Here is a 22028-nt window from a genome sequence, read left to right as displayed (position 1 = left end):
AGGTCAATATGGATCAGAATTGCAGATTTAAACCGGCTGTATACAAGGCAGTTTGCGGGAAGTAAACCGCACGTCCGGAAGGCGCTTCCGGATCCAGGTTCCACTCATTGAGTTTGGAAATGGTAAACACATTGGTCGCCGAAACATACACGCGCACTTTGTTCAAATGTATTTTTTGGGACAAAACAGAAGGCACATTGTAAGCCAGCTGCACGTTTTTCAAACGCAGGTAAGAACCATTCAAAACCAGCCGGTCGGAAGTGGCCACATTGCGCAGGTCAAACTTTACCGGGCGGGGGAAACGGGCGTCGGTGCGCTCGGGCGTCCAGTAATTGTCGGTGTAAATTTCATGCGTAAAACCTTCCTGGTTGCCCATTTCGGCCAGCGCACCTGCCAAGCGTGAATTCACTTTTGCGGCGCCTTGGAAGAGAATGTTCAGGTCGAAATTCTTGTAAGAAAAGTCCGCATTCAATCCAAAAGTGTATTTTGGAAATGAGTTGCCGATGGCCGTCATATCATTCGCATCAATTTTCCCGTCGCCGTTCAAATCTACGTATTTGACATCTCCTGGCTTGGTATTAGCTGCATAAGTGGCTTTGTACTCAGTAATTTCCTGCTGTGTCTGGAACAGGCCGTCTGTTTTGTATCCCCAGAGCGTGTTGATAGGAAGGCCTTTTTTAATGATATAGCGCGGGTCAATGTCCGAGCCGGTGAGATAGGGGCCGGTTCCTTTCAAATCCGTCACCAGATTTTCATTAATGCTCAGATTACCTCCAACATTGTAACGGAAACCACTTGCGGTCGGCGTGCCGCGGTAATTCAAACTGAACTCCCAGCCCTTGTTCTGCACCGAACCTGCATTTTGAGGCGGCGCCGTCAACCCAATAGTCGCCGGAATGTCGAGGTTAAGCAGGATGTCATCCGTTTCCTTGTTGTAATAATCAACCGTCAGGTTTAGCTTGTTTTGGAAAAAAGTGGCGTCCAGCCCCAGGTCCAGCTGCGTCGTAGATTCCCATCCGAGGTTAGTATTGGCCAATGTATTCTGGCGATAACCCTGCACGGGCAACCCGCCAAAACTGTAACCATTGGCAGTCAGCGCAGCATAATAGCTGTATAAATCCACCGACTGATTGCCCGTAATCCCCCAGGATCCTCTGAATTTGAGATCATTCACTGCGCTTTCCAGTCCTTGCCAGAACTTCTCCTTTGAAATCCGCCATCCCGCCGAGAAAGAAGGGAAAAAGCTGTATTGCTTGGCACCGGTAAACTTCGAAGATCCGTCGTAACGACCATTTACTTCCAGTAAATATTTGCCTTCATAATCGTAGTTAACCCGGCCAAAGAAGGAGCGTAAGCCATATTCTGCGTCGCGTCCGGTGTTTGTTTTTGTCCCGTCATTCGCACCCTGGCCGATGGAACCGATGCCATTGTTATAAAAGCGCTCGCGGTAAGCCGAAAGGAATGTCTGCGTGTTGCCGATCTGCGAATAACCAACCAGCGCTTTCAGGTTGTGGCTCCCGAAACCTTTCTCGTAGGTCAGCAAATTGTTGATCGTGTATTCACGCAGCGTGTTGCGGATCTCGTACAGGCTGTTGTTGGCAATCGTCTTGGTAATGTTAGTGTTTTTATCCGTGTTAACGTACGAATTCGTGTAGTTTTTCTGCTGTGTATAAAGCCCGCGACCGGCGATCTGTGTGGAGAAAACAAGTCCTTCCGCAATCTCGAAATCACCTTTTATATAGCCCGCCAGATAATCTGTTTTCTGCCTGGATTGTCCGCCTATCTCGATAAACATCAGTGGGTTATTTCCCTGCGTGCTGAGCCCGTAAGTACCATCGGGATATTTGGGAACTGCCCAGAGCGAGCCGTGAAAGAAGTTGTTAAGAGGCGCAGTCACCTGGCCGGTTGAGGCGTCTGTGTTTGTAGTCGGGTTTTCGGTGCTTGTCGAGCGATAGTTAATGTCCGCACTCACCCGGATCCTTTTGGAAACATCATAATCCGTATTCAGCCTGAATTCGCCGATCTTGTTACCAAAATTTTTGATCACACCCTGCTGATCCTGGTAATGAACGCTCAGGCGCGTACGCAATGCCTCTGTTCCACCCGCAATGGACAAAGCGTGATTATGCTGCGGCGCTGTGCGCAGCAATGTCTCAAACCAAGTGTTGGGAAGCGGATATTTTTCACGGTCCGTCGCATTCACATAGGCCTGTATGGATTCTTCCGTGAATCGGGCCGGAACTGCTGAGCCTGCATTGGTGTAAGCGGCCACCTGCTCGCGCATGTAAGCCTCCAAACCCATCATTTTAGGCACATTATTTGATTTTTGAAGGGCATAGTAACCATGATAATCCACCTGCACTTTGCTGCCTTTCGCCCTTTTTGTCGTGATCAAAACAACGCCATTGGTGGCACGTGAACCGTAAATCGCCGTTGAAGCCGCATCTTTCAGGATAGAAACCGATTCAATGTCGTCCGGGCTGATATCGCTCAGTTGCTGTTCAATGCCGTCCACAATGACAAGCGCATCGTTTTTTCCCAGATCATAACCGCTGGTGCTGCTGCCGTTAATGTTGAATGTGGTGATCCCACGCACTCGGATAGTCGCATTAGACTTTCCCGGCGAGCCGCCCAGGTCCGTGACAGCCACGCCGGGCATCAACCCCTGAAACGATTGCTGAATATTGGAAACCGGCCTGCGAGCCACGTCTTCGCCCTTAATAGTGGAAACGGAATTAGTCAGGCTGTTCCTTTTCTGCGTGCCGTAACCCACGACCACAAGTTCGTCGAGCTGCTTCGTATCGGCCGCTAGTTGCAGGTCAATGACCGTCCGGCCGTTCACAACCGACTCCTGAGTAACGTACCCGATGCCTGAGAAGACAAGGATTGCATCCGACGGAGCGCTAAGCTCATACTTTCCTTCCGCATCGGTGGTGGTTCCGGTAACAGTATTTTTTACAACAATGTTGACACCCGGCAAACCGGTTTTGTCAGCGCTGGATGTAACGGTTCCTTTCACAGTAACATTCTGGGCAACAGCATGTAAGCTGATCAGAATGAATGAAGAAAAGAAAACCCATCCCCGAGTATTCAGGACAGACTTTGATAAATTTTTTAACATTTTAAACAGTGGATTTAATGAAAAGGAAGTTGGTGGTTGTAAAATTCTATTTTTACAAGGGCAAATGTAATGGACAGAATATTTAATCTATAAGTTTAATAGACAAAAATAAGTGACTGTTCAGCCTTTTACCATAAAATCACATTATAAATTAAAATAGAACAATGGGACAAACAGAAAGCCGCGAGCGGCACGAGCAAATTCAGTACATTGAATTCCTTTCAAAGGATCTGGCGAAGGTGAAACAGTTCTACTCCGAGAGTTTTGACTGGACATTCACTGACTATGGTCCGGAATACACGGCTTTTTCAGGAGATTATGTGGATGGCGGCTTCACCATCGGCATGCCGGTCCGGGGAAGCATCCTGGTGATTCTTTATTCAGATGATATCGAATCCACGAAAAAGAAGGTGCTGAAAGCGGGCGGTGTCCTCACCCAGGATATCTTCGAATTCCCTGGCGGAAAGCGTTTTCAGTTCACAGATCCGGACGATAACGAGCTGGCGGTTTGGTCTGAGTAAGGCAATGATGCAAAAATATTTTGTCTGAACGATTGCTTTTACGCGATTCACGGTTACTTTTGAGGCATAAATTATAATTAGTCTAAATAGTTATATGCATAAACATTTCCCATAACCTAGCCGAGTAACCACAAAAAAAGGCCGTACGGCGCCAACCGTACGGCCAAAACATGCCGAAGCATGTTCACTTTTAAAGTCGTCAAAAATTAAAAGTAATGCAAGTTATAAAAATCTTGTTGACAGGCATATTATGCGCCTGTTCCTGCGCATCTTTTGCGCAAACGGCCAGTCTTAGAGGGACGGTCCGGTCGGATGACGGCGAGCTGCTGTCCGGCGCATCCATCACCATTTCCGGTGTAACCAAGGGAACATTTTCAGATGCGAAAGCGCGCTATGCATTGGAAAATCTACCCGCCGGGCCATGCACACTCGTGATTTCTTTCCTTGGTTTTGAGCCTGAAACCAAACAAATGAACCTGAAAGACGGAGAAAATGCGCAGGCAAACTTCCGCCTCAAAGCCATTTCCCAGGAACTTGAATCGGTTTCGGTGATCGGCCGTTCGGAGGCAAAGGAGGTTAACAGGCAGGCCTACAATGTTACAGCCATTGATGCCAAAAAACTCCAGAACTCAACGCTCGACCTGTCCCATGCGCTCGACCGTGTTTCGGGCGTCCGCGTTCGGGAAAGTGGTGGGGTAGGGTCAAATATGAATTTTTCGCTCAATGGTTTCACAGGCCGTCAGGTGAAATTTTTTCTGGACGGTGTTCCTATGGACAATTTCGGCTCGTCATTCCAGCTCAACAACATTCCCATTAACCTCGCCGAAAGGGTAGAAGTTTACAAAGGCGTGGTGCCGATCTGGTTGGGCTCGGATGCACTCGGCGGTGCGGTGAACATTGTGACGGGCTCGCGGCAGAACACTTATCTCGATGCATCTTATTCCTATGGATCATTCAACACGCACCGCACGGGAATTAATGCGGGTTTTACGGGGAAATCGGGTTTTACATTTCAGCTGAATGCTTTCCAGAATTATTCGGACAACAATTACTGGATCAATGTAGATGTGGCTGATGTGAACACGGGCGAATACTTCAAGAACCAGCGTTTGCGCCGTTTTCATGATAATTACCATAATGAAACAATCATCGCAAATGTGGGTGTGGTCGGCAAAAAATTTGCAGATAAACTGCTTTTCGGCATAACGCTGGGCCAGAACCGTGCTGAAATTCAGACCGGCGCGCGCATGGTGAGTGTCTTCGGCGCCTGGCACCGCAAGGGCAACATTGTTATGCCGAGTTTGAAATATCAAAAAAAGGATCTTTTTGTTAAGGGGTTGAATGTAAGTCTTTCCGCTAATTATAACCTGGGGCAGGAACAGAATGTGGATACGGTTTACCGGCGGTATAACTGGTTTCAGCAATTCAAACAATACGAAGGACTGGGCAGCGAGCGCGAGCGTTCCCTTTACAAATTCCGCAACAACAATGGTCTGGTCACCGCAAATGCCACTTACCAGCTCAGTGACAAGCATTCCATCACGATCAACAACGTTTATAACACTTTTAACAGGAAGGGCCGCGACGAACTTTACCCGGATGCCGACCGTTACGAGCAGCCTCGCTTTAACACCAAGAATGTGCTGGGGCTAGGCTACAAGTTCGATTACAGTGAGCGCTGGAACACATCACTTTTCTTCAAACAGTTTTCACAATTCAACAAATTCTCGGTTACGTATAATCCTACCGGTGTATATGGTGACGTGGCGTATAAAATCCAGAAAAATCGTTTTGATAAGTTCGGTTACGGCATCGCGTCGACATTCTTTTTACTGAAAAATTTGCAGTTGAAAGGTTCGTATGAAAAAAGCTATCGCCTCCCCGAAACCGATGAGCTTTACGGTGATTTACTCAACCTGGAAGGCAACATTGACCTCGATCCCGAAAGCAGCGACAACTATAACCTGGGTTTCAGTTACCAGACGCAGTTCAGCAAAATTCACCGTGTGAATGTGGATGCAAATGTGCTTTACCGCAACGCACAAGGCTTTATCCGCCCCAAACTGAATGCCAACCAGACCAAGCAGGTGATGGACAACCTGGCCGATGTGACCAACTTTGGCGTCGATGGCGAAGTGCGCTATTCGTTCAAACAACTTTTCACGGCAGGCGTGAACCTCACTTACCAGGACCTGCGCAACAACACGCGTTTTGAGGATGGCTACACCACCGAAAGCCCGCTTTACCGCGACCGGATTCCCAATATGCCGTTCCTTTTCGGCAATGCGGATGCTTCTGTTTTTCTCAAAGATTTTGGTGCAAAAGGGAACACACTGACTTTCGGCTACAACCTGCTTTACGTGCATGCTTACTATCTCTACTGGCCGAGCCTGGGCAGTGACAAGCTCGACATTCCTCGCCAGCTGAGCCATGATGTGAACATTGTATATGCCATGGCAAACGGGAAATACAATGTTTCACTGGAATGCAAAAACCTGCTCGATGCCAGGCTTTACGACAATTTCAGCTTGCAAAAAGCGAGTCGCGGCTTCTATGCGAAGCTCCGGTACTTTATCAGTAAATAATTTCTACTACATATATTTTATTCTAATCCAAAAAATGAAAAGCGCAATCAAAAGCATTACGCTGGGCCTTGGCCTCGGCATATTCCTGGCAGCCTGCACCAGCGACGACAACAATGTTAATCCTACACCAGGCGGTGGTGAGGGAGGCAAAACCAAATACGTGATCTCGGCACTACCAGTGGGCTCGACGGGCATCGCCGACTATTTGCTGACAACCGAAAGCCTGACTTCGGGCACTGTGTCCACAGTTGGAAATGGCAAAGAACAGGACGGCACTTACCGCTATTATGTCACGCACAAAAACCGATTTTTCAGTCTGCTTTACGGCCAGGGAAACCCAGGCGCTGTGACCACTTACAACCTTGACGGCAAGGGAGAACTTAATAAAGTTTCTGATTTTCAGGCTGAGACTGTTCAGGTTTTTGCACCGGTTGCCGATGACGTGCTGACCATTAAAGTGCCGCGTTCAGGCAACGAAAGCGCTTCTTTTTACCGCATTGATGCAGCACAGTCCAAAATCGTAGGCGAGGCGCAGGTTAACATTGTAAAACTGGCTGGTAATGGCGAACGTGCACATTTTACGTGGGCTACGCAGGTCGGCGACAAGGTTTATGCGCCCTATATGAGCATCAAAGGCGTTGCACCGGACGCTTTCGGGACGGCTTACCCGGACAGCGCATGGATCGCGGTGCTTTCCTATCCCGCACTGACCGTTGAAAAAGTGATCAAAGACAACCGCATCGGTTTTATCGGCCGCTATTTCAATAATGGACTGGCTGTGGATGAGCAGGGCGATGTGTATGCTTATTCGGCTTCGGTTGGGACAAACGCTGGCAAGATCACCTCTACGAAACCGTCTGCGATCGTGCGTATCAAGGCCGGAACGACTGAGTTTGACAAGAGTTATTTATTCAATGTGGAGCAGGCAGCAGGTGGTTACAATATTAGCTCGCAGCTTTATGTAGGCAAAGGGAATTTCATTCTAACCATGACAAGCCCGGCTGAAAAAGGCGCATATGCCATCGGAAAACGCTTTGCAGCGGTGAATGTTTACGACCAAACATTCAAGTGGATCGAAGGCATGCCCGATGCGGCAAACATTGCCAACGTTACCACAACCAATTATACACCGAAAGACGGAAAGGCTGGTTACATCGGCATCACGCAAACGGACGGCGCGAGCTATGTATATGAAGTTGACGCAGTGGCAGCAAAAGGCACGCGCGGCCTGAAAGTAGAAGGCGGCGTGATCACGGCGATCAATGTGCTGAACTACGAATAGCCGCTCGGCAACCCACAATCCTATCACATTCAAACCAGGGCTTTTCATGTCTACCTTCAAAAAAATCAACAACTGGCTGCATCTCTGGCTCGGCCTAATCTCGGGGATCATTGTTTTCATCGTTTGTATAACCGGCTGCGTGTGGGTTTTCAACGACGAGATCACGGGCTTGCTGGAGCCCAAAACCCGGATCGAGAAGCTGGATAAGGCCGTGCTAATGCCTTCGCAGCTGATGAAGATCGGGGCAGAGAAATACCCTGGTTTGAAAATGAGTTATGCCACTTATCAGCAGGGCAGGGCGATTTACCTGGGACTGGGCGAGCGTCGCGGACCTAATGTAACCTTGCGCGTGGATCCCTACACGGGAAAAGTGATCAGTGAGCAGGTGCACAAAAAAGGGGAGGCCGATTTCTTCCGCTGGGTGCTGAATGGTCACCGTTTTTTATGGCTTCCTTTTGAGATCGGCCGCCAGGTTGTGAATTACGGCACATTGGTTTTTGTCATTTTGCTGATCACGGGTCTCATTTGGTGGTATCCCAAAAAATGGACGAAAAGTACGACCGACAAGAGTTTCAAGATCAAATGGAACGGCACCTGGAAGCGCATCAACCTGGACCTGCACAATGTGCTGGGCTTTTATTCACTCCTTTTCCTGCTGGCCATCGCGCTTACCGGAATGGTTTATGGCATTGAATGGTATAGCAAAGGGCTTTACTGGGTTACGTCCGGCGGACAAACGCTTGAAGGCCGCGACCGCACGAAATCCGATTCAACGAATGCACACAAATTCTTTACGCCAGAGCAGGCGATAGATAAAGCCTGGCAAACCACAATCGCCAGACATCCGGAATCGAACGGCTTCTATTACAGCTTTCCGGACACCGCAAAAGCGTCATCTGCGATATTTGTAACCGTTTATCCGAGCACAGGCCAGTTTTACAACGCGCTCAGCTACACATTTGACCAGCACACGGCCAAACAATTGCCCCCGAATGCGATATATGGAAAGCCATTTGAAGAGGCTGCTTTCGGAGCAAAACTACGGCGTATGAATTACGACATTCACGTAGGAAGCATTCTTGGTTTTCCAGGCAAAGTGCTTGCATTCCTGGCTTCGCTCATCGGCGCATCCTTGCCGGTGACAGGGTTTATAGTTTGGTGGAACCGTAAAGGATTTGGCAGCAAAAAGGGCAAAAAAACCAAAGCCAAAAACCTCAAAATGGCCGAAAGCACATTGGTAGCCGAAGTGATTTCGGAAAAAAGAACATTCAAGCCCAGGATACCAAAGCCCGCTGACAAGGTTTCCTGACCCATTTATTTATCTATTTCAAAATCAATGATCATGTTACAAAAAATCATATTCTTCGCCGCGCTCATGCTTTGCAGTGCTGCCAACTTGTTTGCGCACGCACTCTGGATCGAAACAAGCACAACGGGTAAAGCAGGACAAAAGCAAAGTGTAAAAATCGTTTACGCCGAGCCGGACGACAAGCCCGAAAAGCTCGCTGACTGGTATTCCGATGTAAAGGAATTCGAACTCTGGCTCACTACTCCAGACAAGCAAAAAGTGAAACTTCCTGTCATAGCCGGTGAAGATCATTTTATGTCAGAATTTACGCCGGAAAAAGACGGCGTTTACACGTTATCCATCAGCAAAGCAGCCAAGGACCTGGGCGGATCGACCATCTACCAGTTCAATGCCGGTGCTATTGTGAAAGTAGGAAAGTCGCTGGCAGGCAACGAAGCGGCCGCAAATGGCAATGAAATCAGCGTTTTTGCGGATGCCGGAAAAACATTCAAAGTAAATCAGCCGGCCCAGCTCACCACGATTTTGAAAGGAAAACCCGCTGAAAAATTACATGTAAGCGTTTCCTCACCCAGCGGCTGGAACCGCAATGTAAACTCGGGCGCCAATGGTGTCGCAGCATTCACCCCAGTCTGGCACGGCATTTACAAATTGGAAGCATCAACCACAGAAAAAACCGAAGGAGACCATTTTGGCAAGCCCTATAAAGCAATCTGGCGCTGCGCTACTTTGTTGGTAGGGGTGGAGAAGTAAGGGTTTAGGAGGGAAAAGGGCCGTTGGACTGGTGGATTTCTTGCTGCGGGTTTAAACCCGCAGTTAGGATATGGTTCGAGCCTCTGGCTCTTGTTTGGGCAGAGGAAGGGGCATTGGACTGGCGGGTTTTTTGCTGCGGGTTGAAACCCGCAGTTAGGATATAGGTCGAGCCTCTGGCTCTTGTTAGGCAGAGAAAAGGGCCATCGGCCCGGCGGATTTCTTGCTGCGGGTTTCAACCCGCAGGTAGGATATAGGTCGAGCCTCTGGCTCTTTCAGGACAAAAAAAAGGGCCTGAGGCCCGATTAATCTTTACCGGCGGATTTAATCCGCCGGTATCCGATAAGCACTAAATCAATTCCACCCCCCACCAAGCGCGCGGTAAATATTCACTGTCGCATTGATCTGCTGCATCTTGGTTTCAATCAGGTCGAACCTGGATTCCAATGCCTCGCGTTGGGTTAACAGCACTTCAACATAATCCGCTCTTGCTGAGGTGAAAAGTCGGTTGGCAATGTTGGTTGACTCCGTCAAAGCCGCTACTTCGTGGGATTTGGTTGCGTAGCTTTGTTCCAGATTGCTGATGTTGGAAAGCTGGTTCACCACTTCAATGTAAGCATTCAAAACTGTTCGCTCGTAATTGTAAATCGCCTGAATCTGACGTGCGTTGGCGCTTTTATACGTAGCTTGGATCGCGTTTTTATTGATCAGCGGGCCAGCCAGATCCGCTACCAATGTCGACATCAGTGATTTGGGAACATTACCAAGATAAATTGGATTGAATGCCTGTAAACCAACCGCTGCATTCAGGCCTAGTGAAGGATAAAAGTTCGCCCGGGCAACCAATACATCCAGTTTTGAAGCTTCCAGATCCTGTTCCGCTTGTCTGACATCGGGACGGTTTTCCATCAGCTGGGAAGGGATTCCGGCGTGGATGACAGCTGGCAGGCTGTTTTCAAAATTCTGAGCATTTCTCAAAACAGGCTGCGGATATCGTCCTAAAAGAAAATTGATCCGGTTTTCTGTTTCAACAATGCGCTGACGAATGGCATACTGACGATTTTGCGTGTTCAGCACTTGTGCCTCAAATCTGCGTACAGCCAGCTCCGTAACCCGCGTTGCTTCTTTCTGCATTTTTACAATCCGCAATGCATTGGTTTGAATCTCAATGTTCTGCGTGACAATGTTCAGCTGCGTGTCCAGTGCCAGAAGCTCGTAATAGGAGTTTGCGATCTCTGAGACAATGTTGGTCATCATGAAATTTTTACCTTCCACCGAAGACAAATAGCGGTTCACAGCAGCCTTTTTCGCATTACGCAATTTGTGCCAGATATCCACTTCCCAGCGCGCATAAGCAGCCACAACGAAGTCGGGCAATGGCTCGGGCGTTTCTCTGCCCGGCTTGATTTCTGTAGTTGCTTCGCTGGAACCCACTTGCGTGTAACGACCAGCTTTTTCAATGCCGGCTCCGCCTCTCAAACCTATGAAAGGCAGATATTCCCCTTTCCGGGCGCGGATCTCGTTTCGTGAGATCTCGATTTCTTGCAATGTAATGTTCAGCTCCTGGTTGTTGTTTAACGCCGTGTCAATCAGGGCAGCAAGTTGTGGATCGGTGAAATAATCCTTCCATTTCATTTTGCCCACATTGTTTGTGGAATCAGCTGCCTGACCATTGTAGGCAGCTGATAATGTTTTGTTAGGAGATCGCTGGACCTGAGAAGGGGCGTTGCAGGCGGTGTAGGTGAGGGCACTTAAAGTGATCCCCACCCACGTCAATATTCTTTTATTGCTCATCATTTTGAGTTTCTTGAGTGTGAGGGAAAATGTCGACTGCGTGAACGAATTGTTCGGTAAGCGAGCCGTCTTCCTCGTCTTTAATCATTTTTCTGCCGTCGGCAAGGGTGCCAAAGATGTAGTACAATCCAGGGATAATGATCACCCCGAAGATGGTCCCGAAAAGCATCCCGCCCATCGCTGACGCACCGATTGTACGGTTACCGATCGCACCGGCACCTGTGGCAATGATCAACGGGATCAAACCGGCAACGAACGCGAACGAAGTCATCAAAATAGGACGGAAACGAACCCGGGCACCTTCGATAGCAGCATTCAGGATTGTTTCCCCCTGCGACCGCTTCTGAACGGCAAACTCGACGATCAGTACGGCGTTTTTACCAAGCAACCCGACGAGCATGATCAAACCGATCTGCGCATAAATGTTGTTTTCCAAGCCCATTAATTTGAGCAAAAGGAAAGAACCAAAAACTCCAACCGGCAATGACAACACAACTGCAAAAGGAATAATAAAGCTCTCATACTGCGCTGCCAACACGAAATAAACGAAGGCTAATACGATCGCAAACACAACCAGCGACTCATTTCCACGGATCGATTCGTCATAAGAAAGACCTTCAAATGCAATGTCATAACCCTGCGGCAAAGTTTTAGCAGCCACTTCGCGGATCGCCTGAATGGCATCAGCCGTGGTGTAACCTTTGGCCGGAAGACCTTGGATCGCAGCTGAATTATAGAGGTTGAAACGCGTGATCTCGTTAGGTCCCTGACCTTTTTTCAATGTCATGAAGGAAGAGTAAGGCACCATTTCGCCTGCGTCGTTTTTCACAAACAATTTCAAAAGATCGGAAGGAAGCCTTCTGAAACTTGGGTCAGACTGCACGTACACTTTAAAGAACTGGTTGAACCTGGTGAAACCCTGCTCATATGTACTACCGATCATAATGTTCAGGTTGTCCATCGCTTTTCCAATCGACACGCCTTTTTGCATCGCAAGCTGGTTATCGATCTGCAATTCATACTGCGGATAGTTCGCTGCGAAGAATGTGAACAAGCCCGTAAGCTCAGGACGTTTCGCAAGGTCATCCATGAATTTCTTGTTGATCTTGTCAAATTCTGCGTAATCGGTGTCAGAAGTTTTATCCAAAAGACGCATCGAGAAACCGCCGGATGTACCAAAACCCGGGATCGCTGGTGGTTCGAAGAATTCGACTACGGCACCAAGACCGCGCGTTTCTTTTTCCAGTTCTTCCATAATCTCTTTCACATTCTGCTTGCGGTCGTGCCAAGGTTTCAAGTTGATCAAACACGTTCCCGCATTGGAACCGCGGCCTTCTGTCATGATCTCATAACCTGCCAGTGACGAAACCGATTCGATTCCTTCCACTTCTTCGCATATCTTTTGAAGACGGCGGGAAACTTCATTCGTTTTTTCCAAAGTGGATCCCGGAGGCGTCTGAATGATCGCGTAGATCGTGCTTTGATCTTCATTTGGAATAAAACCTGCGGGCAAAATTTTGTTTACAAAAACAATCCCTGCGCAGAAGCCCAGTAAAACAACCCAGGTTACAACCCTGCGGCTCACAATGCGTTTCAGCAGGCTCACATATCTTCCTGTCAGCTTATCAAATGTTCTGTTAAAAGCATCAAGCCCTTTGGTAAGGAAGTTCTTCTTCTTCTGGTGACCGTGGTGATTTTGAAGCAACATTGCACATAAAACCGGCGTCAACGTCAAGGCGATAAGTGCAGAAATAACGATAGAGCTGGCCATGGTAATAGAGAACTGCCGGTAGAATGTGCCGACCGGACCGGACATGAACGAGATCGGAAGGAATACCGAAACCATAACGGCCGTGATCGCGATAATGGCACCGCTGATCTCACCAAGCACTTTTTTCACCGCATTAAAAGGGGAAATCCCCGGCTCTTCCTCAAACTTCGCATGGACGGCCTCGACGACGACAATCGCATCATCGACCACAATACCAATCGCAAGTACAAGCGCAAAAAGCGTAATCAGGTTGATCGAAAGCCCGAAAGCCTGTATCACAAAGAATGCCCCGATCAGCGAAACCGGCACAGCCAGGATCGGGATCAATGTGGAACGCCAGTCGCCAAGAAATATGAATACGACAAGCGCAACAAGGATAAATGCATCCCTTAATGTATCAATAACCTGCTCTATAGACGCGTCCAGGAATTGAGAAACGTCATAACTGATCTTGTAATCCACGCCCGGAGGGAAGGATTCTTTCATCACATCCAGCTTCTTTTTCACCTCTTCAATTACGTCGCTCGCGTTACTTCCGTAGTTTTGGCGCAACACGATCGCTGCCGAAGGATGGCCGTCTAGGTTGGAGTAAATGTCAAAGAATTCAGAACCGAGTTCCACTTTCGCAATGTCACGCAAATGAACGCTTTCACCCTGCGCATTGGCGCGTACAATGATGTTTTCGTATTCTTCGGGCTTGTCGTAGCGACCTTTGTAAGTAAGCACATATTCCAGCGACTGGGCCGCGATACCGGAGCTTTGCCCGATACGACCCGGACGACCAACGATACTTTGTTCGCCCACCGCCTTCATTACTTCCTCCGTAGAAATATTGTAAGCACGCATACGCTCCGGATTCAGCCAGAGACGCATTGCATATCTCCTTGAACCTAAGATTTGCGCTCTTGCAATCCCTTTGGTCCGTTGGATTTCGGGGATCATTTTTACCGTTGCGTAGTTGAACAGGAATTTTTCGTCAATGCTCTTATCTTTTGAATAAAGATTGACATACATCAGCATACTAGGCTGAACGGGTGAGATAATAACCCCTTCACGCTGAACTAGTTCCGGCAAAAGCGGCATAACCTGGTCAACCCTGGTTTTTACCCGGATAACGGCCACGTTCGGGTCGGTGCCGGGCTCGAAGATGATCCTGAGCGTCGCCTCCCCCGCACTCGTTGCATCGGTAGCAATGTACCGCATATCCTGAACTCCGTTAATGGCCTGTTCAAGGGTGATCAAAGTTGATTTTACCAACACATCGGCACTCGCGCCAGGGTAGGCGATAAAGATATTGACGGTTGTAGGGGCAATGTCCGGGAACTGGGAAATGGGTAATTTCTCAATTGCCAGGATGCCTATAAATACGATCATGATCGAGATCACGATTGCAAATACAGGTCTTCTTATGAATTGATTAAACATGTCGTTTTGTGCTTGTTAAGATAGCGGACTATTCGGCGTACAGACTCAGATTGGAAATCACAGAATCAGGTTTTACGAAAGTAGAGTGGATCTTTTCGTTCTCTTTCACCTGGCGCAAACCTTCCAGCAGGATTTTCTCATCGGCTTTCAGACCGGATTTCACTACGAAAATGTGAGGAAGCTCAGCTTCGATTTCTATTTCCCTCGAACGGATCTTGTTGTCTTTATCCACCACATACACGTATTTCTTTTCCAGAACCTCGAAAGTGGCTTTTTGCGGGATCAGCAAGGCATTTTTCATCGGCACGGTTACTAACACATTTCCAGTTTCACCGTGTCTCAGCAGTCGTTTCGGATTAGGGAATGTAGCCCTGAAAGCGATGTTACCAGTCTCGTTGTTGAAATCAGCCTCAATCGTTTTTACAGATCCGGAGTGCGGGAACATTTGGTTGTTGGCCATGCGCAGGTTCACATTGAGCATGCCGGCTGTGGCTTCGTTGGCTTTGTAATCCAGATATTCAGCTTCCGGGACATTGAAATAAACCCACATTTCGCTGTTGTCAGACAATGTTGTCAGCAAATCCCCTTCGTCCAACAAGCTTCCCAATCTCACTTGAAAATGGTCCATGATGCCGTTGAATGGCGCGCGGATTTCGGTGAAGCCCAGGTGCGTTGTGGCTAATCCCAGTTCTGCTTTGGCTTTGTCCAATTTGGCTTTGGCAAGTGCCAGCTCGTTTTTGGAAACCACATTGCTGTCGGCCAGCGACTTGGTGTTTTTAAATTCGATCTCTGCAAAATTGGCTTCCGCCTGTGCTTTTTGTTGTTCAGCCTGATAAAGCATCGGCATGATCTTGAACATCAGCTGGCCTTTTTTAACGGTCTGACCTTCGTCCACATAGATGTTTTGTAAATAACCTCTTTCCAAAGCACGCAGCTCAATGTGGCTGATCGCCCGGATCTGGCTTACATATTCCTTGGTAACCAATGTGTCTCTTTGCAAGGGGCTTGTCACCAGGAACTTAACTTCTTCTTCTTTTTCTTCTTTTTTGGATTCACAACTTGTGTGGAACAGGGTTGCACACAAACTGAGGACCATGAGAATTCTCTTCATGATGTAATTTGCTATTTGATAAAATGTGGTTTACTACGCATGGTTTTGTCTGATATTGAATCAAATCGTAACCCCTGAATTATAAAATTTCTGTGAGACAAGATGTAAACCATCGCTAATAGGATCACGTTGTTCATTGAAATGAGGGTTTCTCTTTTTGCAGAATTGGATTTAACTAATACCGATACAAAAACCGCACATTACCGTTAATAGCAAGTTAAAAGCAAGTTAAAAAGGCATTAAAATAAAAAATGCCGCAGGTTAGTGCGGCATTTTTTAATGTATAGGATTTTAACTCTGACCCGGATCAGGATCATCTATTCCTGGTTCGGGACCTGGTTGATTTTCCAGCGCTTCATGATGATCTTGTTGGAAAAGCGCTTGAGGTGATATTTTTCGGGTTCTCCGATGAGGAATCCGTAGGCTTTCATAGATGGAATGGCATCAAAAACCACTTTCAAAACAGCGGTGATCGGGATAGCGAGGATCAAACCGGCCAGACCGAAAAGCATACCGCCTAAAAGCAATCCTACAAGCGCCATTAGCGGGTTAATGCTTACTTTTCCACCTACAATGTTGGGCGTAAGGAAGTTGCCTTCCAAAAACTGCACAACCTGAAACCAGGCAACCACACCCACTGCATACCATGCGCTATCTTTGGTAGCCAGAGCAAACAAAGCCGGAAGCACCGAGCCGATCGCAATGCCAATATAGGGAAGCAACATCAACAGCGAAGCCAGGATACCGAAGAACCATGCATAGGGAATGCCCAAAACCAGCAGACCAACCGTATTCAGGATCGCGACGATGCCCATAACCGTTACAAGTCCAACCAGGTAACTTTGTACAACATAATAAATCTTGTCAAGCACGTCACTGACCACTTCTTTGGATGCGGACGCAAATGCGTGAAAGAAAAACTCACGGAAGAAATCGCGGTAGTACAGAAGGAAAAAGGTGAACAACGGCACAATGATCACCCCCGCCAGAATGCCGCCTACCGAGCCAAAAGCAGTGCTGAGAATGGTCCCGGCATTGCTCACAACCCGATTGGAGAATCCTGTGATCTGCTTCGTGATTTCACCCTCTTCAATGCCAAAACGCATGGTTACCCATTTCTGGATCGTTTCCAGGATGTGCATAAAACGCAGTTGCAGGTCGTTCCCGTTAGCACCGATCACGATCACCTGATGCACTATAAACCAGATCAGGAATGAAATGAGCACAATGGCCACCAGTACGGAAAGGATGGAAGCCGTTGCTCGGCTTAATTTATATTTTTCAAAAAAGCGGGTGATAGGAAATAGTGAAATGGCTAGCAGAATGGAAAATAAAAGCGGGATTAAAACGCTTTGCAACACATATAGGAGGGCAATAATTAAAACAAGGCTCAATAAAGATGCAGCCAGACTTACGCTTTTGAGGTGATTGGAAAATCGGATCATGATGGTGTATGAGTACTTCGGAAATTTATTCAAAACCAAAAGATATAAATACCATGCCCGACGACGTGCCGCCTAATGCGCTCAGAATGTAACCACTGAGCACTTTAATTATAAAAAAACGGCGCCGGATGATTGCTCACCGGCGCCGTGTAATTTTTACGAATGCTTTGTTATTTTTTGAAAATGCGATACAGTTTCCCCTGATCGGTCACGGCGTATAATGCGCCGTCTTTCCCTTCGGTAATGTCACGGAAACGCTGTCCTTCGGAAGCTAGCAACCTTTCTTCACCTACAACTTTGTTATTTTCGATTACCAGTCTCACAATGTGCATGCTGCTCAATCCGCCGATGAAAAGGTTATTTTTCCATTCCGGAATGCTGTCGCTGCTGTAAAATGTGATGCCGCTCGGCGAAACCACGGGATCCCAGTAGTAAACCGGTTGCTCCATGCCTTCTTTCACCTGGATCGAATCACCGATTTTCTTGCCGCTGTATTCGATTCCGTAAGTAATGGTCGGCCAGCCGTAGTTTTTTCCAGCTTCAACGCGGTTCAGCTCGTCACCGCCTCTTGGGCCAAACTCAACTTCCCAAAGATCACCCGAAACAGGGTGGAACGCCAATCCCTGGACATTGCGGTGGCCATAAGAATACAGCTCTGGTTTCGCGCCCGCTTTGCCTTCAAACGGATTGCCTTTCACCGGTTTGCCATCCTTGGTAATGCGGATCACTTTGCCCAGGCTGGAATTTAAATGCTGCGCCTGCGGTCTCGAAACAGTGTCTGAGCGCTCGCCTGTGCTGATGACAAGGTCGCCTTGTTTGTCAAATAAAATCCTTCCGCCGTAGTGCAGGTTGCTTGGAAATGCGGGTGTAGCGCGGTAAATAACCGTTGCGCCTTCGATTTTTTTCTCGTCTGCTGACAGTTTTCCTTTCGCTACGGAAGTCAGGTTACCGCCGGGTTGTTTTTCTGCAAAGACCCAGTAAACCATTCTGTTTTTATCAAATTCAGGGTCAACACGGATGCCCAGCAAACCGCCTTGTCCTTCTGCATTCACAGCGGGAATGCCTGTAATTGGTGCGCTTACCTTTCCATCGGTGGTGGCGATGCGCATTGTTCCTGCTTTTTCTGTAATGATCAAACGTCCGTCCGGCAAGGTGGTAACACCCCAAGGATTTTTTAGGTCGCTGGTGAGAACTTTACCTTCATATGCCGTTGTTGATTTTACACTTCCAATTCTTGTCTGTCCCTCGAAAGAAGGTTTGTAATCTGAATTGGCTTTTTGGGTTTCGACGGGAGCGCCGGCCGTAGCCGTGGTATCTTTTTCAGCAGCATCCGAATTTTCGGACGATTTGTTTTGGCATGAAGCGATAACAAAAGCTGCTCCCGCCAGGGTTAACAGAATACTTTTAGACATTTGTTCTAAGTTAGAGGTTTATAAATGAGATTTTAGACCGACGGATTTGACACATCCATTTCAAAGCATAACGGCAAATATCGATTTTAGGATCAAAATAAAAGAATATCTTTCAAAAAAACAGGATGCCAATGGCATATGAAGCAGGCGGGAAAAGTGGTTTCATTTTTCCAAAATTGTTATTTCTCAGCGCAAGGGGAACATTGTATATTTTTCTGGCCGGGATTGCGCTTACAGCTTGCAAAGTCAGTGTTTCGGAGAATCATGACGGGAAATCGGCTTATCGTCAGGTTGTTCACGGGGAAGATTCGTTACTGTTAGCTAAACGATACATTCCTTTCGGAAACACACTGAATTTCAGAGACATAGGCGGTCTTAAAACCAAAGATGGAAGGATAGTCCGCTTAGGCAAGATCTACCGCTCGGGAAATCTGGCCAGCCTGGATGAAGGCGAATTTGACAAGTTGAATTCACTGCACATTGCCAGCGTATACGACCTGCGCACCGATCATGAGATTAAAGGTAAAGAGGATCGCTTGCCACCGAATGTCAAATATTTCCATACGCCAACGGTCGAAGACAAAGAGGGGGAAATTGCGCAGTTAAAAACAAAAGTGATCAACGGCCAGATTTCGGAACAGCAGGCATTTGACAAAACAATCCAGTTTTATGAAGATGCTGTATCCTTGAATGTGAATGCATTGCGGGAAATTATGCAGGATATTCTGGATTCTGATGCGCCGGTCGTATATCATTGTTCGGCAGGAAAAGACCGTACAGGCATTATTTCCGCATTGATATTATCTATCCTGAAAGTCGACCGGGAGACAATAGTGAATGAATATTTACTGTCCAATTATTATCGCCAGGAGCACACAGAAAGCACATTGCGGAAAGCTAAATTGGGGAAAATCATCAAACGCAAAATGGATCTGAAAGCGGTAGAAGTGTTTATCACCGTAGACGAGCGATTTATCAATGCTACTTTCGAGACTATTGATAAAAAGTATGGCGGGATAGAGCAGTTTATCAAAAATCAGCTAGGTATCGACCAAAAACGCAGAGAACTGCTCATTGAAAGGCTTACTTATCAGGAAAAGATGTAAAAAGTGCCTTCCGGTAACAAAAACATCCAAGTTTATCTACATAAATTTTGAAAGATTTTCTATAATTCTTATCATTACCGATAAATATATACTCTCTAGTCTGTAATGAAATACCCTCTACTCTCAACGCTCTTCATTGTTGCCCTGAATCTGTTCACGCCAAGCTTCGCACAGAAGTCAGGCTTGCCCTACGACCGGTTCACCGGCGAAATCACCCAGACCAAATCAGTTCAAACCGGCCAGTCACGCGATAAGGCTTTTAGCGCTGCGAGGGCCTGGATACGAAGGACCTATCCCAATTATCGTGAGGTGATAAGGGTTGAGGATGCGGGTTTAGGCAGGATCGTTTTCCAGGACCAGGAACCGATCGTTTCCGAAAGTTTCAAATCATTCAGTTACCGCGTCCAGGTTGATATTAAGGATGGATTTTACAACTGCACCATTAACAATGTAAAGACGCGCAATGCCGTTTCGGCTGACTACACATCGGCAGATGCAGATTTTTCAAACATCGGCATGTACGGTAAACATATCGACGACATTGGTCGCGAGATTTCCATTACTAAAAGCAAAAAGGCCAAGGCTAAGCTGTACCAGCAGCGCCGCAACATCAAGTCCGTCCTGCAAGACTATCACAAATCCCACTACCTGATGGACCTCCAATTCACCATGATCCAAAACGGCCTCCGCGAAGCAGTGCTGGGTCCCGGCTCGCTGGCTGCGAAGTGAGGTTGAGTAAAATTCTTTCCTTTTGATAAATGCTTTTCCGAAGAATAAATAGAATTCATTTTGTTTAAAAGGTTCGTTAACCTTACCTGCTGGAAAGCTTGTAATAAGCTTTGCTAGTTACCTTGTTGTAGATTAAAAGCAGGACGGCGTTAATGAAGAACATTTTACTCATTTGATAACTTTACTTATTGGTCAATCAAACATTAATACATTGCTTTAAAGTTTTTGTTGAACTAACCACATAATACTATGACTACATCGCACAAAGACATTATTGTTGAATAATCGCTTAGGTTAATCGAAACAAAACGGGGAAGCTTGCTTCCCCGTTTTGTTTTGTATGATGATAAATGTGAGATCGCCGCTTTAAGGACGAGCCTTTTTCAAGGCACAATCGTAGTGAACAAATATACCGCGAAAATGACCAGGAGGACTACGCCTTGCATGACGGTGGTTTTTCCGGTCCCGAAGGATAGGGCTACGGTGAAAAGAGACAGAATGAGCAGGAGCGTGGATTTCGTGTCGATACCCAGGGTGATGGTCAGGCCGGTGAATATGGATACTACTGCCACAACAGGAATGGTAAGGCCGATACTCGCGAGTGCAGAGCCTAGCGCGAGGTTCAAACTGATCTGCAGCCGGTTTTTCTTTGCAGCCCTTAACGCCGCTAAACCCTCAGGCAGCAGAATGACAGCAGCAACAATGACCCCCACAAGCGACTTGGGAGCACCCATTTCTACAACGAAAGTTTCAATAGTAGGTGCCAGCATTTTCGCCAGAAGCACCACCGCAGCGAGGCATACCAGCAGCAAAACAGTGCTGATTAAGGTCACCTGATTCGAGGGCGGATCGGCAGGCGTTTCCTTGTTTGCATCGATTTCCGGGAGAAAGTAGGCGCGGTGACGGACAGTCTGCACCATTACAAATGTGCCGTAAAGCACCAGCGAGATGATCGCCACGAAAATAAGCTGGCTATTGTTGTAAACAGGCCCGATAACGCTGGTTGTGTAATTGGGTAAAACCAGTGTGAGTACGGAAATCGCGGTAAGCGTCACCAGGGCAGCACTTACGCCGAACTTCCCAAATTGCTGCTCCTGATAGCGGTAACCGCCCACAAGCAGGCATAGCCCGATAATACCCGTAAGAATAATCATAATCGCAGCAAAAACCGTGTCCCTGGCAAGCGCAGCCGTTTCGGCGCCGCCTGCCAGCATGAGCGAAACAATTAAAGCCACTTCAATAATTGTAATAGCAATGGCAAGGACGAGTGTTCCGGCTGGTTCGCCCACGCGGTGCGCAATTACTTCGGCATGGTGCACCGCGGCCAGCACTACACCTATTAGTCCAAAAGCGAGGAACACGTCATATACACTACCGAACTCGAAAGATTTACCATAATAAAGAAGCCACGCCAGAATAGGGGTTATGATAGACCAGCGTGGCAGCGAGAGTTTAGACTTCATGAAAACAAATTTTAGTGAAGACAAGCCTTAGGACTTGTTGTAAAGTCGTACTGAAGGCAATAAAGACGTTAGTTTGTCTGCAATCGGCACAACCGAGAAACTGAAAGATAAAAAAAGTAATCCGCAAGGAAGGCGTCTGGCTGTGAAAAATTATGGGATTTTTTAAATTTTATTAGTCATTGTGAATGCAAGGAAACGCTGGTTCGA

At 47.4% G+C, this 22028-nt stretch carries 14 protein-coding genes; 7 read left to right on the top strand and 7 right to left on the bottom strand.

Annotation, left to right across the window (positions count from 1 at the left end):
• Positions 1-13: 13 nt before the first annotated feature.
• The gene (locus L0660_RS07615; RefSeq protein WP_235158946.1) at positions 14-3121 is read right to left on the bottom strand and encodes a TonB-dependent receptor; all 3108 of its coding nucleotides are present in this window, start codon (positions 3119-3121) and stop codon (positions 14-16) included.
• A 164-nt stretch (positions 3122-3285) separates the two neighbouring features.
• On the opposite strand from L0660_RS07615, the gene L0660_RS07610 reads away from it, so the two are divergent.
• From L0660_RS07610 to L0660_RS07590, 5 genes are all read left to right on the top strand, one after another.
• Complete coding sequence (locus tag L0660_RS07610; protein ID WP_235158945.1) at positions 3286-3642, top strand: VOC family protein; 357 nt, start codon at positions 3286-3288, stop codon at positions 3640-3642.
• Between the two features lie 215 nt (positions 3643-3857).
• Positions 3858-6227: a TonB-dependent receptor gene (locus L0660_RS07605; RefSeq protein WP_235158944.1), complete on the top strand. Its 2370-nt coding sequence runs from the start codon at positions 3858-3860 to the stop codon at positions 6225-6227.
• Positions 6228-6261: 34 nt separating this feature from the next.
• Positions 6262-7509, top strand: coding sequence for a DUF4374 domain-containing protein (locus L0660_RS07600; RefSeq protein ID WP_235158943.1), 1248 nt, complete (start codon positions 6262-6264; stop codon positions 7507-7509).
• A 46-nt stretch (positions 7510-7555) separates the two neighbouring features.
• Positions 7556-8818 carry a PepSY domain-containing protein gene (locus tag L0660_RS07595; RefSeq protein ID WP_235158942.1) on the top strand — a complete coding sequence of 421 codons (1263 nt, stop codon included), beginning with the start codon at positions 7556-7558 and terminating at the stop codon, positions 8816-8818.
• A gap of 33 nt (positions 8819-8851) precedes the next feature.
• On the top strand, positions 8852-9568 hold the full coding sequence (locus tag L0660_RS07590; RefSeq protein ID WP_235158941.1) for a DUF4198 domain-containing protein: 717 nt from the start codon (positions 8852-8854) through the stop codon (positions 9566-9568).
• Positions 9569-9919: 351 nt separating this feature from the next.
• On the opposite strand, the gene L0660_RS07585 is transcribed toward L0660_RS07590, so the two are convergent.
• From L0660_RS07585 to L0660_RS07565, 5 genes are all read right to left on the bottom strand, one after another.
• On the bottom strand, positions 9920-11359 hold the full coding sequence (locus L0660_RS07585) for a TolC family protein (protein ID WP_235159223.1): 1440 nt from the start codon (positions 11357-11359) through the stop codon (positions 9920-9922).
• A complete protein-coding gene (locus L0660_RS07580) occupies positions 11349-14555 on the bottom strand; it encodes an efflux RND transporter permease subunit (protein ID WP_233792103.1) in 3207 nt (1068 codons plus the stop codon). The genes L0660_RS07585 and L0660_RS07580 overlap by 11 nt, the downstream gene beginning before the upstream one ends.
• 28 nt (positions 14556-14583) lie before the next feature.
• Positions 14584-15666: an efflux RND transporter periplasmic adaptor subunit gene (locus tag L0660_RS07575; protein ID WP_233798600.1), complete on the bottom strand. Its 1083-nt coding sequence runs from the start codon at positions 15664-15666 to the stop codon at positions 14584-14586.
• Between the two features lie 317 nt (positions 15667-15983).
• Positions 15984-17111: an AI-2E family transporter gene (locus L0660_RS07570; protein WP_233798599.1), complete on the bottom strand. Its 1128-nt coding sequence runs from the start codon at positions 17109-17111 to the stop codon at positions 15984-15986.
• Positions 17112-17281: 170 nt separating this feature from the next.
• Complete coding sequence (locus L0660_RS07565) at positions 17282-18523, bottom strand: PQQ-dependent sugar dehydrogenase (RefSeq protein ID WP_233798598.1); 1242 nt, start codon at positions 18521-18523, stop codon at positions 17282-17284.
• Positions 18524-18654: 131 nt separating this feature from the next.
• Between L0660_RS07565 and L0660_RS07560 the strand changes: the two genes are divergently transcribed.
• On the top strand, positions 18655-19629 hold the full coding sequence (locus tag L0660_RS07560) for a tyrosine-protein phosphatase (protein ID WP_235158940.1): 975 nt from the start codon (positions 18655-18657) through the stop codon (positions 19627-19629).
• A gap of 105 nt (positions 19630-19734) precedes the next feature.
• On the top strand, positions 19735-20358 hold the full coding sequence (locus L0660_RS07555) for a DUF4468 domain-containing protein (RefSeq protein ID WP_233798596.1): 624 nt from the start codon (positions 19735-19737) through the stop codon (positions 20356-20358).
• A gap of 383 nt (positions 20359-20741) precedes the next feature.
• Here L0660_RS07555 and L0660_RS07550 read toward each other — a convergent pair whose 3' ends face one another.
• Positions 20742-21821 (bottom strand): calcium:proton antiporter, encoded by a 1080-nt coding sequence (locus tag L0660_RS07550; RefSeq protein WP_235158939.1) that lies wholly within the window; start codon positions 21819-21821, stop codon positions 20742-20744.
• Positions 21822-22028 lie beyond the last annotated feature (207 nt).

The sequence above is a fragment of the Dyadobacter sp. CY351 genome, from assembly GCF_021502625.1.
GTDB classification, from domain to species: domain Bacteria; phylum Bacteroidota; class Bacteroidia; order Cytophagales; family Spirosomataceae; genus Dyadobacter; species Dyadobacter chenhuakuii.
Note: the sequence above shows the minus strand (reverse complement) of the source record. Positions and strands in the feature narration are given on the sequence as shown.